At 73.5% G+C, this 13,478-nt stretch carries 6 protein-coding genes and 1 pseudogene; all 7 read left to right on the plus strand.

Annotated elements, in window-relative coordinates; translation table 11 throughout:
• Nucleotides 1–86 precede the first annotated feature (86 nt).
• The 7 genes and pseudogenes from C7456_RS04505 to C7456_RS04550 all read left to right on the plus strand — a co-directional run bounded on the left by C7456_RS04505 (nt 87) and on the right by C7456_RS04550 (nt 13,441).
• Nucleotides 87–890 carry a phosphodiester glycosidase family protein gene (locus tag C7456_RS04505; protein ID WP_109722578.1) on the plus strand — a complete coding sequence of 268 codons (804 nt, stop codon included), beginning with the start codon at nt 87–89 and terminating at the stop codon, nt 888–890.
• Entirely contained in the window at nt 887–3,301 is a 2,415-nt protein-coding gene (locus tag C7456_RS04510; RefSeq protein ID WP_109722579.1) for a penicillin acylase family protein, read from the plus strand. The genes C7456_RS04505 and C7456_RS04510 overlap by 4 nt, the downstream gene beginning before the upstream one ends.
• A gap of 375 nt (nt 3,302–3,676) precedes the next feature.
• A complete protein-coding gene (locus C7456_RS04515) occupies nt 3,677–4,105 on the plus strand; it encodes a YciI family protein (protein WP_109722580.1) in 429 nt (142 codons plus the stop codon).
• Between the two features lie 46 nt (nt 4,106–4,151).
• Complete coding sequence (locus C7456_RS04520; RefSeq protein WP_109722581.1) at nt 4,152–5,420, plus strand: RNA polymerase sigma factor; 1,269 nt, start codon at nt 4,152–4,154, stop codon at nt 5,418–5,420.
• A 270-nt stretch (nt 5,421–5,690) separates the two neighbouring features.
• A complete protein-coding gene (locus C7456_RS04525; RefSeq protein ID WP_109722582.1) occupies nt 5,691–9,107 on the plus strand; it encodes a trifunctional glycoside hydrolase family 18/polysaccharide deacetylase/glycosyltransferase family 2 protein in 3,417 nt (1,138 codons plus the stop codon).
• 401 nt (nt 9,108–9,508) lie between these two features.
• Nucleotides 9,509–12,608: pseudogene (locus tag C7456_RS17465) on the plus strand (response regulator).
• Nucleotides 12,584–13,441 carry a CheR family methyltransferase gene (locus C7456_RS04550; RefSeq protein ID WP_425454617.1) on the plus strand — a complete coding sequence of 286 codons (858 nt, stop codon included), beginning with the start codon at nt 12,584–12,586 and terminating at the stop codon, nt 13,439–13,441. Before C7456_RS17465 ends, C7456_RS04550 begins: the two are co-directional and overlap by 25 nt.
• Nucleotides 13,442–13,478: the final 37 nt, after the last annotated feature.

Below are 13,478 nucleotides of genomic sequence, written 5' to 3' on the forward strand. Positions count from 1 at the left end.
ACGCAAGTGTAGCGGACGGCCCCTCCGCTGAACGTTTCCCGCGGCCGCCCTTGCGCGGGCCGGCGGCGGGCGGCGACCATCGGCACATGCCGATGCGTTCCCTGCCACCGACCGTCCGACGCCTGCGCCGGCTGCTGCCGCTCGCGCTGGCCGTCCTCGTCGCCGCCTGCTTCCATCCGGCGCGCGCGGTGGAGACGGAGGAGCGCAGCTTCGACGGGCAGACCTTCCGCGTGGTCGGCGTGGACCTGAAGCGCCAGCCGCTGGGCCTGTACTGGCGCGACCCGGACACCGGCCGCCCCTTCGGCGACATCGAGACGCTGCGCCAGTGGGGCGAGGCGCACGGCCGGCGGCTGCTGTTCGCCGCCAACGCCGGCATCTACGACCACCGCACCGCGCCACTGGGCCTGTACGTGGAGAACGGCAAGGTGCTGGTGCCGCTCAACCTCGCGCACGGCAACCCGGCGGCGGGCAACTTCTCGCTGCGGCCCAACGGCGTGTTCTCGATCTACCCGGACGGCCGCGCCGCGGTGCGCACCAGCGAGGCGTTCAAGGCCGACGGCAGACCGGCGCAGTGGGCCACGCAGTCGGGGCCGATGCTGGTGATCGACGGCCAGCTCAACAACGCCTTCGTGGGCGACTCGGACAGCCTGAAGTGGCGCAGCGGCGTGTGCGCGCAGACGCCGACCCGGGTGGTGTTCGCGGTGAGCGAGGCGCCGGTGAACTTCCACACCTTCGCGCGGCTGTTCCGCGACGCCCTGCACTGCCGCGACGCGCTCTACCTGGACGGCACCATCTCGCAGTTCTACCTCGACGGCGACGGCTACGCCGGTGCTCCCGCCTTCATGGTCAAGCCCTACGCGGGCATCTTCGCGGTCTTCGCCCCCCAATGACGCCACGCTACCGTTTCCGCTTCCGGCGCGCCCTGCTGCTGGGCCTGCTCGCGCTCGTGCTGATCGTCCTCGCCGCCGGCTGGTACCTGCTGGCCGGCAGCCGCGCCCGGCTCGACGGCGAGCTGCGCACGGCCGCGCTCGCCGCGCCGGTGAGCGTGGAGCGCGACGCGCTGGGCAGCGCCACCCTCACCGCGGAGAGCCGCGACGACCTCACCTGGGCGCTGGGCTTCGTGCACGCGCAGGAGCGCTACTTCGCGATGGACCTGATGCGCCGGCTGGCCGCCGGCGAGCTGGCCGAGCTGGTCGGCCCGGCCGCGCTGGACGCCGACCTCAACCACCGCCGCCACCGTCTGCGCGCGGTGGCCGAGGCCGCCTACGCGCAGCTGCCGCCGGAGCAGAAGCGCGTGCTGGACCGCTACCGCGACGGCGTCAACGCCGGCCTCGCCGCGCTGCACCTGAAGCCGTGGGAGTACTTCCTGCTCGGCACGCAGCCGCGGCCGTGGCGCTCGGAGGACAGCTTCCTGGTGATCGCCGCGATGTACCTGGACCTCAACGGCGACGGCCGCAACGAGCGCGAGCTGCGCGTGGCGCAGCTGCGCGCCACGCTGCCGGGGCCGCTGGTGGACTTCCTGCTCGCGCCCGACCCGGACTGGGAAGCGCCGCTGCTCGGCCAGCCCTCGCACCCGCCGGTGGTGCCGGGCGCCGACGTGCTCGACCTGCGCGCCGCGCCGCCCGCGCGGGCGGCCGGCGGCCTCGCCGCCGCGCTCGCGCCGGCGCTGGACGCGCGCATGCCCGGCAGCAACAACTTCGCGGTGGCCGGCAACCTCACCGAGACCGGCGCGGCGATGCTCGCCAACGACATGCACCTGGGCCTGCGCGTGCCCGACATCTGGTTCCGCGCGCGGCTGCGCTATCCCGACCCGGCCGCGCCGAGCGGCCGCCGCGACGCGGTGGGCGTCACCCTGCCCGGCACGCCGGCGCTGGTGGTCGGCTCCAACGGCCAGGTCGCCTGGGGCTTCACCAACAGCTACGGCGACTGGCTGGACTGGGTGCGCGTGCAGCGCGACCCGGCGGACGCCTCGCGCTACAAGGTGCCGGAAGGCTGGGCGACGATCGGGCGCCACGAGGAGCGCATCCGCGTCAAGGGCCAGCCCGACCACGTGCTGACGGTGGAAGACACGCGCTGGGGCCCGATCCTCGCCAAGGACGCCGACGGCACGCCGCTCGCGCTGGCCTGGATCGGCGACCTGCCGCGCGCCTACAACCTGGGCGTGATGCAGCTGGAGCACGTCGCCAGCGCCGCCGACGCGCTCGACCTTGCCCCGTCGATGGGCATGCCGCCGCAGAACCTGCTGGCCGCCGACGCCGCCGGCCACGTCGGCTGGACCGTCACCGGCAACAGCGTGCCGCTGCGCGCGGGCTTCGACCCGCAGCTGCCGGCCGACTGGTCGCGCCCCGGCACCGGCTGGCAGGGCTGGGCCGACGCCGCGCAGCGCCCGCGCGTGCTCGATCCCGCCGACGGCCGGCTGTGGACGGCGAACAACCGCACCGTGGACGGCCCGGCGCTGGCGCTGCTCGGCAACGGCGGCCACGACCTCGGCGCGCGCGCGCAGCAGATCCGCGACGACCTGCGCGCCCGCGCCAGCTTCACCCCGGGCAGCCTGCTCGACGTGCAGCTGGACAACCGCGCGCCGTTCCTGCTCCGCTGGCAGCGCCTGCTGCAGGACACCCTGGCCGGCGCGAACGACCCGGCACTGCAGCAGCTGCGCCAGCTCACCGCCGCCTGGCGCAACCGCGCCGCGCCGGACGGCGTGGACTACCGGCTGGTGCGCGCCTTCCGCGCGAACGTGCACGCCGCCGTGCTGGCGCCCTTCGTGGCGCGCGCGAAGGCGCGCTTCGCCGATTTCGCCTGGCCGCGCGGCGCCGACCCGGAAGCCGCGGTGTGGACGCTGCTGCGCGACCGCCCGGCCTGGCTGCTCGACCCGAAGTACCAGGACTGGAACGCGCTGCTGCTGGCCGCCGCGCGGCAGGTCGTGGACGAGCTCGGCAGCCAGCCGGGCGGCCTGTCCGCGCGCACCTGGGGCGAGGTCAACCACGCCGGCATCCGCCATCCGCTTTCGCGCGCGCTGCCCGGCTTCGCCGGCCGCCTGCTCGACATGCCCGACCAGCCGCTGCCGGGCGACGCCGACATGCCGCGCGTGGCCGCGCCCGGCTTCGGCGCCTCCGAGCGGCTGGACGTGAGCCCCGGCCACGAGGCCGAGGGCATCCTGGAGATGCCCGGCGGGCAGAGCGACAACCCGCTCTCGCCGTTCTACGGCGCCGGCCACGACGACTGGGTGGAAGGCCGCCCCACGCCGCTGCTGCCGGGGCCGGCGAAGTACACGCTGACGCTGGCGCCGCCGGCCCGCTGAGCCGGCCGGCACGGCGCCGGGAACCTTTGCCGCGGCCGCTGCTTCCGACCGGCAAACGGGGAGGAACGCGCCATGCCGGAACACGCACGCCACGCTGTCCGACGCGGAGCTGGTCGGCCTGGCCCGCCTTCCCGGTCGCCTGCTGGTCGCTGGGCACCGCCGCCGACCTGGCCGGCCTGTACTGTACTGGGGCGAAGCCACCGGGCGGCCTGTGGTCGCCGTGGGCAGGCCTGCCGCGCAGGCGCCGGCCGACCTCGCGCGCGCGGCGGCGGCCCGCTGACCCGGCCTGTCGATCCGGCGGCCCGCCGTTCGTCGTGTCCACGAGAGCGGCGGGAAAACCCGCCCGCCTCGTCCACGCGAACGGGAGAGACGACGATGCGCTGCATGGTGATGGTCAGGGCCACCGCGGATTCCGAGGCCGGGGCGATGCCGAGCGAGCGGCTGCTGGCCGCGATGACACGCTTCAACGAGGAGCTGGCGCAGGCCGGCGTGCTGCTCGCCGGCGAGGGCCTGCAGCCCAGCGCGCGCGGCAAGCGCGTGCGCTTCGGCGCCGACGGCGGGCGCACGGTGGTGGACGGTCCGTTCGCCGAGACCCGCGAGCTGGTGGCCGGCTTCTGGCTGTGGCAGGTGCGCTCGATGGACGAGGCGGTGGAATGGGTGCGCCGCTGCCCGGCGCCGTTCGACGGCGCGTGCGAGATCGAGATCCGCCCGCTGTTCGAGGCGGAGGATTTCGGCGCGGCGCTGTCGCCGGAACTGCGCGCCGCGGAGGAACGCCTGCGCGCCGGCGCGGCCGGCCGCCACTGATGCGCGCGCCTTGTGGCCGCCGGCGCGGCATGCTGTGATCGGCCCCATGCGCGGAGCCGACACGCACAAGGCCATCGAGACCGTCTGGCGGCTGGAATCGCCGCGCCTGATCGGCGCGCTGGTGCGCGTGGTGCGCGACCTGGACCTGGCCGAGGAACTGGCGCAGGACGCGCTGGTGGCGGCGCTGGAGCGCTGGCCGGTGGACGGCGTGCCCGACAACCCCGGCGCCTGGCTGATGACCGCCGCGCGCCACCGCGGCATCGACCAGCTGCGCCGGCGCAAGCTGATCGAGCGCAAGCACGCCGTGCTCGGCGCGGACCCCGACGGCGAGGCCTTCGCCATGCCCGACCTCGACGCCCTCGACGACGACATCGGCGACGACCTGCTGCGGCTGATCTTCGCCGCCTGCCACCCGGCGCTGTCGCCCGAGGCGCAGGTCGCGCTCACCCTGCGCCTGCTCGGCGGGCTGAGCACGGCCGAGATCGCGCGCGCCTTCCTGCAGAGCGAGCCCACCGTGGCGCAGCGCATCGTGCGCGCCAAGCGCACGCTGGCGGAGAAGGGCGTGGCGTTCGAGGTGCCGCGCGGCGAGGAGCGCGCCGCCCGGCTGCCCGCGGTGCTCGGCACGCTCTACCTGATCTTCAACGAGGGCTACGCCGCCACCGCCGGCGAGGACCTGCTGCGCCCCGCGCTGTGCGAGGAGGCGCTGCGGCTGGCGCGCACGCTGGCCGCGCTGATGCCGCGCGAGGCGGAGGCGCAGGGCCTGCTCGCGCTGCTGGAGCTGCAGGCCTCGCGCCAGCGCGCGCGCACCGACGCCGACGGCCGCCCGGTGCTGCTGCCGGAGCAGAACCGCGCGCTGTGGGACCGCCTGGCGATACGGCGCGGGCTGGACGCGCTGGCCCGCGCGGAACGGCTGGGCGGCGCGCTGGGCCCCTACGCGCTGCAGGCCGCCATCGCCGCCTGCCACGCCCGCGCGCGCCGGTACGGCGACACCGACTGGCCGCGCATCGCCGCGCTCTACGCGCTGCTCGCGCGCGTCGCGCCCTCGCCGGTGGTGGAGCTCAACCGCGCGGTCGCCGTGGCCGTGGCCGAGGGGCCCGCCGCCGGCCTGGCCGTGGTCGAGGCCCTGCGCGGCGAGCCGGCACTGGCGCACTACCACCTGCTGCCGGCGGTGCGCGGCGACCTGCTGGACAAGCTCGGCCGCCACGCCGAGGCCGGCGCCGAGTTCGAGCGCGCGGCGGCGCTGGCCGGCAACGCGCGCGAGCGGCAGCTGATGCTGGAACGCGCCGCCCGCTGCCGCCCGGGCGCGGCGGGCTGACCGCCCGGTGCGCCCGGCTTCCGCGCCGACGCGGGGGTATCGCGGCCCCGCGCCCCACTCCGCCAGGCCTCACCGGCGCGGACCGCCGCCCACTCCCCGCTCCCCGAAGCCGGCACGCCTTCGCTTTTCCCGGCCCGCGCGCAGTCGGCTCCTGGCGAGGCATGGGGGAGACCGTGAAAAGGCTCTTATCATCGCCCCTGCGCCGCTCCGTCCCAGTTCACCGGCCGGCAGCGACAATCGCCGCCGCGCTTCCTCCACCCTGTCCAGGGCATGCAAAAGAAACCGATCTTCTTCGACCCCACCGGCCGGCGCGCCAGCCACGTCTCGCGGCTGGGCCTGGCGATCGCCGTGGTCAGCACGCTGTTCGCGCTGGCCTGCGCGGCGAGCCTGTTCGTGGCGCCGAACCTGGACACGCTGCGGCTGGGCCGGCACGGCCACGGCCTGCACGCGCTGGCCGGGGTGAAGGCGGCCGCGCCGCAGTTGCTCAAGCCCGCCGAGAAGCTGGCCGCGGAAGTGCGCGCCAGGCAGAAGCAGCTGCATCCGCCGCGCCAGCCGGCCGCGCGCAGCGCGCCGGCGCGCACGCCGCCGCCCTCGCTGGACCGCCCGGCCGACCGCCCGCTGGCGATCGGCTTCTACGTCAACTGGGACGACAACAGCTACCCGGCGCTCAAGCGCGCGCTGCCCTCGCTGGACTGGGTGATCCCCTCCTGGCTGAGCGTGAGCGGCCCGGACATGGCGCTGCACGAGAACATCGACAGCCGCGCGCTGGAGCTGATCCGCCGCGCGAAGCCCTCCGCGCCGATCCTGCCGCTGCTGCAGAACGCGGCGAACGCGCAATGGGACGGCGCCGGCCTGGCGCGCCTGCTGGCCGACCCCGCGCGCCGGCGCGCGCGCATCAGCGAGATCGTCGGCTTCCTCGCCGCGCACCGCTTCCAGGGCGTCACGGTGGACTTCGAGGAACTGCCCGCCGGCGCGCAGAAGGATCTCAAGGCGTTCCTGTCCGAGCTGTCCGACGCCTTCGCGCCGCACGGCTGGGGCATCGTGCTGTCGGTGCCGTTCGACGATCCCGACTGGGACTACAAGGGCTGCGCCGACCTGGCCGACTTCGAGCTGCTGATGGCCTACGACCAGCACTGGGCCGGCAAGGACCCGGGCAGCATCGCCGGCCAGGACTGGTTCGAGCAGACGCTGGACAGGCGCATGAAGGAGCTGGACCCGGACCAGACCATCGTCGCGCTGGGCAGCTACGGCTACGACTGGGCGCAGGGCAAGGCCGCCGAGGCGCTGACCTTCCAGGACGCGATGGACCGCGCCAGCGACGCGCAGGCCGGGATCGACTTCGACGGCGACAGCGGCAACCCGCACTACTCCTACAGCGAGGACGACGGCACCGTGCACCAGGTGTGGTTCCTCGACGGCGTCACCGCCTACAACCAGATCCACGCCGCCGACGCCTACAGGCCGTGGGGCTACGCCGTGTGGCGGCTGGGCTCGGAGGACCCCTCGGTGTGGTCGCTGTTCGGCCGCCCCTACGGCGCGCCGGCGCCGGACGGCCTGCGCACGATCGGCCAGGGCGAGGACATCGACATCGAGGGCCAGGGCGAGATCCTGCAGATCGCCAGCGCGCCCTCGCCCGGCGCGCGCACGCTGGAAGTGGACAAGGACGACGGCAGCATCGACGACGAGCGCTACACCGCGCTGCCCAGCTCCTACGTGATCCAGCGCGTGGGCACCGCGCCGCGCAAGATCGCGCTCACCTTCGACGACGGCCCCGACCCGGAGTGGACGCCGCAGATCCTGGACATCCTCAAGGCCAGGCACGTGCCGGCCACCTTCTTCATCATCGGCGAGAACGCCGAGATGTCGCCGGGGCTGGTGCAGCGCGAGGTGGCCGAGGGCCACGACGTCGGCAACCACAGCTTCACCCACCCGAACATGGGCGACATCCCGCCCGGCATCGTGGCGCTGGAGCTCAACGCCACCCAGCGGCTGTTCGAGGCGCTCACCGGCCGCTCGATGCGGCTGTTCCGCGCGCCCTACTTCGGCGACGCCGAGCCCACCACCGCCGACGAGCTGGTGCCGATCCGGATCGCGCAGAAGATGGGCTACATCGCGGTGGGCCTGCACATCGACCCGGACGACTGGCAGCGCCTGCCCGCCGACCAGGTGGTGGACAGCGTGCTCAGCCAGGTCGCGCACCAGAGCCCCGACCGGCAGAGCCGCGTGGTGCTGCTGCACGACGGCGGCGGCGAGCGCTCGCAGACGGTGGCGGCGCTGCCGCGCATCATCGACGGGCTGCGCGCGCAGGGCTACCAGTTCGTCACCGTGTCGGAGCTGGCCGGGCTCACCCGCGACCAGGGCATGCCGCCGCTGCCGCCCGGCTCGCTGGCGCGCTGGGCCGACCGCTCGGTGTTCCTCACCCTGGGCTGGTTCGGCCACTTCCTGCGCGGGCTGTTCCTCGCCGCGGTGTGCCTGGGCGTGGCGCGCCTGCTGGTCCTCGGCGGGCTGGCCGCGATCAACTGGTTCCGCGACCGCCGCCGCAGGCCGGCGGCGATGGCGGACGAGCCGCTGGTGTCGGTGCTGATCCCCGCCTACAACGAGGAGAAGGTGATCGCCAGCTCGATCCGCCGCATCCTCAAGAGCCGCCACGTGCGCCTGGAGGTGATCGTGGTGGACGACGGCTCCACCGACGCCACCGCGCAGGTGGTGCGCGACGCCTACGCGAACGAGCCGCGCGTGCGGCTCATCCGCATCCCCAACGGCGGCAAGGCCAACGCGGTGAACACCGCGCTGCGCGCCTCGAAGGGCGAGGTGATCGTGGCGCTGGACGCCGACACCCAGTTCGAGCCGGACACCATCGCGCGGCTGGTGCGCTGGTTCGCCGACCCCAAGGTCGGCGCGGTGGCCGGCAACGCCAAGGTCGGCAACCGCGTCAACCTCATCACGATGTGGCAGGCGCTGGAATACGTCACCGCGCAGAACCTGGAGCGCCGCGCGCTGGCCGCGCTCGGCACCATCACCGTGGTGCCCGGCGCGGTGGGCGCGTGGCGGCGCGCGGCGCTGGAATGGCTCGGCGGCTTCCCCGGCGACACCCTGGCCGAGGACCAGGACCTCACCATCGCCGTGCAGAAGGCCGGCTACACCGCGCTGTTCGACAGCGCCGCGGTGGCCTGGACCGAAGCGCCCGACACCGCGCGCGGCCTGGCGCGCCAGCGCTTCCGCTGGGCCTACGGCACGCTGCAGTGCCTGTGGAAGCACCGCGGCGCCACCTTCAACCCGCGCTACGGCGCGCTGGGCCTGGTGGCGTTGCCGCAGGTGTGGCTGTTCCAGATCGTGTTCTCGGTGGTGTCGCCGCTGGTGGACCTGCTGATGCTGTGGCAGCTCGTCTCCACCGGCATCGACTACCTGCAGCACCGCGGCCAGTTCAACTACGACAACCTGGTGAAGATGGGCGTGTTCTACGCCGTGTTCATGGCGGTGGACCTCGCTGCCGGCGTGCTCGCCTTCGCCATGGAGAAGCGCGAGAAGTGGAGCCTGCTGTGGTGGCTGGTGCTGCAGCGCTTCGGCTACCGCCAGCTGATGTACTACGTGGTGGTGCGCTCGGTGTGGACGGCCCTGCGCGGCCCGTCGGTGGGCTGGGGCAAGCAGGAGCGCAAGGCGACGGTGAAGGCGGGCGAGGAAGGCTAGCCGCCATCCGCGCTTCGCGCCCCCGTCGTGGGGCCGGTATCGCCGCAGCGCGAGCGCGAAGGCGGTCGTGCAGGCCAGGCCCGGCACGAGACCGAGGCCGATCCCCACAGCGCGCCGGCGTCGCCGCCAAACAGGCGGCCGACGAAGAAACCGATCAAAAGAACAAAGGCAATGGCAGGCAGCCCATGCCGCTTTCTCCCGGGCTGGCAACGCAGGGGAACGGAGGACTCGGCACCCGGCCGCTTCCGCCGGCCCGGCCGGGACGACCCTTGGCTTCGGACAGGCCCCACGGTAGCCTGATCCGGATCGCCGGCCCGCGCCCGCGGGCATCGGCCGGCCACGGGCATCGGCCGGCCACGGGCACTTCGGCCGGCACGGATCAACCCTTCTGCGCGAACTCCATGATGCCCCAGACAGCACTGCGCGAACGCATCGTCTACATCCTCGTCGCCCTCCTGCTCATCGCCACCCTCGGCATCGGCGCGCTCATCCCGCCCGGCTACACGGTCTGGTGCCTGTATTTCCTCGGCGTCGCGCTGACCCTGTTCCAGTCGCAGCCCTCGGTGCCCCTCTCCACGGCCGCCTTCGCCACGGCGCTGCTCGCCCTGGGCACGCAGCTTTCGCCGCCCAGCGGCGAACCCGTCGTCATCATGTTCAACCGCGGCGTCGGCGCCGTCGCCATCTGGGTCGTCGCCTTCGTCGTGAACATGGCCATCCGGGCGCGCCGCAACGCCGAGCGCCTGCTGTGGCTGCAGCAGGGCGAGAACGCGCTGGCCAGCGCGCTGGCCGGCGAGCAGACGCCCGAATCGCTGGCCACCAACGCCGTGCGCTGCCTGTGCCAGCAGCTCGACGCCGAAGTCGGCGCGCTGTACCGGCTCGAAGGCGGCCGCCTGCTGCTGGCCGGCGGCGTGGCCCTCGACGACAGCCAGCCGCGCGAGCTGCGGCACGACGCCGGCCAGCTCGGCGAGACGCTGCAGCTCGGCAAGGTGCGCCGCGTGGCCGCCCTGCCGTCCGACCACCTGCCGGTAACCTCCGCGCTCGGTCGCAGCGCTCCGGCCGAACTGCTGCTGGCGCCGGTCGTCGCCGACGGCGTGCCGCTGGGCGCGCTGGAGCTGGGCCGCCTGCAGCGCGCCGACCGCGACGGGCAGGACCTGACCCTGCTCGAGCAATCCAGCGAGATCGTCGGCATCGCCCTGCGTACCGCGCTGCTGCGCAAGCACCAGACGGAATTGCTGGAGGAAACCCGCCGGCAGCGCGAGGAACTGCAGGCGCAGCAGGAGGAGCTGCGCGTCGCCAACGAGGAGCTGGAGGAGCAGAGCCGCGCGCTCCAGCACTCCCAGGCCAGCCTCGAAACCCAGCAGGCCGAGCTGGAGCAGACCAACGTGCGGCTGGAGGAACGCACCCGGGAGCTGGAAGGCCAGAAGCAGGCGCTGCTCAAGGCGCAGTCGGAACTGGTGCGCAACGCCCGCGCGCTGGAGGCCGCCAGCCGCTACAAGTCCGAATTCCTGGCGAACATGTCGCACGAGCTGCGCACGCCGCTGAACAGCTCGCTGATCCTGTCCCGGCTGCTGGCCGACAACAAGGACGGCAACCTGTCCGAGGAGCAGGTGAAGTACGCCCGGGCGATCCACGATTCCAACAGCGACCTGCTTTCGCTGATCAACGACATCCTCGACCTGTCCAAGATCGAGGCCGGGCACATCGAGCTGGCCGACGACGCGGTGGCGCTGCCCGCGGTGCTGCAGCGCCTGCGCGAGACCTTCGACCCGCTGGCGCGCCAGAAGGGCCTGGCCTTCGCTGCCGAGATCGCGCCGGGCGCGCCCGCGGAGATGGTCGGTGACGCGCAGCGGCTGCTGCAGATCCTGAAGAACCTGATCGCCAACGCGCTCAAGTTCACCGAGGCCGGCCGGGTCTCGCTTCGCGTGGAAGCGGACGCGCCCGGCCGCGTCCGCTTCGCCGTGCGCGATACCGGCATCGGCATTGCGCCGGACCAGCTGGCCGTCATCTTCGAAGCGTTCCGGCAGGCCGACGGCAGCACCAGCCGCAAGTTCGGCGGCACCGGCCTGGGCCTCTCCATCTCGCGCGACCTGGCACGGCGGATGGGCGGCGACATCACGGTCGAGAGCGAGCCCGGGCGCGGCAGCTGCTTCACGCTGGAACTGCCGCTCGACGGCGCGCCGGAAGCCGCCGCGGTGCCCGCTCCGGTGACCCTGCCCGCCACGCTCGAACCGGCGCCCGCGGCGGTGCCCGTCGCCCCCCGTCCCGGCCGCCGCCGCGAAGGCGCCGTCCACGCCACCCGTGCCCGACGACCGCGAGACGCTCACCCGCCCCGGCCGGCTGATCCTGGCGGTGGAGGACGACACCCGCTTCGCCGCCGCGCTGACGCAGCTCGCCCACGAGCTGGATTTCGACTGCCTGGTGGCGGGCACCGCGGAGGACGCCCTGCGGCTGGCCAGGGAATTCCTGCCCAGCGGCATCCTGCTCGACATCGCGCTGCCCGACGTCTCCGGCCTGAGCGTGCTGGAGCGCCTCAAGCGCGATCCGCTCACCCGCCACATCCCGGTACACGTGGTTTCCGCGGTGGAGCGCACGCAGGTGGCGCTGGAGCTGGGCGCGGTGGGCTACGCGCTCAAGCCGGCCACCCGCGAGATGCTGGTGGACGCGATCCGGCAGCTCGAGGAGCGCCACCGCCGCGTCATGCGCCGGCTCCTGATCGTCGAGGACGATCGCCAGCTACGCGAGAGCCTCACCGTGCTGCTCGCCCGCGACGAGCTGGAGATCATCACCGCCGGCAGCGTCGACGAGGCGCTGGAGCACCTGTCCGGCTCGACCTTCGACTGCATGGTCACCGACCTCGGCCTGCCGGACGGCAGCGGCTTCGAGCTGCTCGAACGGATGGCCGGCAGCGACACGCTGTCGTTCCCGCCGGTGATCGTCTACACCGGCCGCTCGCTCTCGCGCGACGAGGAGCAGCGCCTGCGGCGCTATTCCAAGTCGATCATCATCAAGGGCGCGCGCTCGCCGGAGCGCCTGCTGGACGAGGTCACGCTGTTCCTGCACAGCGTGGAGTCCTCGCTGCCCACCGACCAGCAGCGCCTGCTGGCCCAGGCGCGCCAGCGCGACGCGATGCTCGACGGGCGCACCTTCCTGCTGGCCGAAGACGACGTGCGCAACATCTTCGCGCTGTCCAGCGTGCTCGAACCCCTCGGCGTGCGCCTGGAGATCGCCCGCAACGGCCGCGAGGCGATCGAGCGGCTGGAGCGGCGCGAGGTGGACCTGGTGCTGATGGACATCATGATGCCCGAGATGGACGGCCTGGCTGCCATGCGGCACATCCGCACGAAGCCGAAATGGGCCGACCTGCCCATCATCGCGCTCACCGCCAAGGCGATGGCCGACGACCGCGAGCACTGCATCCGCGCCGGCGCCAACGACTACATCGCCAAGCCCATCGACGTGGACAAGCTCGTCTCGCTGTGCCGCGTGTGGTGCCCGAAGTGACGGACGACGCGCCGAACGAGCTGTTCGACCTGGAGATCAGGCTGCTGCTCGAGGCGGTCTACCTGCGCTACCACCACGACTTCCGCGACTACGCGCTGAGCTCGATGCGCCGGCGCATGCGCCACGCGATGGCGCGCTTCGGCTGCGAGCGCCTGAGCGACCTGCAGCACCGCCTGCTGCACGAGCCGGGGCTGTTCGCGCAGGCGCTGCAGTATTTCACCGTGCAGGTCTCGGACATGTTCCGCGACCCGCTCTATTTCCAGGCGCTGCGCGAGCACGCGGTGCCGGTGCTGCGCACCTACCCGTCGATCAAGCTCTGGATCGCCGGCTGCAGCACGGGCGAGGAGGTGTGGTCCCTGGCCATCCTGCTCGCCGAGGAGGGCCTGCTCGAACGGTCGCTGATCTACGCCACCGACATCAACCCCGAGTCGCTGCGCATCGCGGAGGCCGGCGCCTTCGCGCTGGACCGCGTGGCGCAGTTCAGCCGCAACTACCTCGCGGCGGGCGGCCGCGCCTCGCTGTCGGACTACTACACCTCCGGCTACGGCGGCGTGGTGTTCGACCGCCGGCTCAAGCGGCAGATCGTGTTCGCCGACCACAGCCTGGCCACCGACCAGGTGTTCTCCGAGGTCCACCTGGTCTCGTGCCGCAACGTGCTCATCTACTTCAACCGCGAGTTGCAGGACCGCGCGGTGGGGCTGTTCCGCGACGCGCTGGTGCACCGCGGCTTCCTGGGGCTCGGCAGCAAGGAATCCCTGCAGCTGGGCCCGCACGCGACGGAGTTCGAGCCCTGCGTCCCGGAGCAGCGGCTGTACCGCAAGGTGGCCGCGTGAGGCGCCGGGTGGACCTGCGGCGCGAGATCGACGCCGT

This window comes from Fulvimonas soli (genome assembly GCF_003148905.1).
GTDB classification, from domain to species: domain Bacteria; phylum Pseudomonadota; class Gammaproteobacteria; order Xanthomonadales; family Rhodanobacteraceae; genus Fulvimonas; species Fulvimonas soli.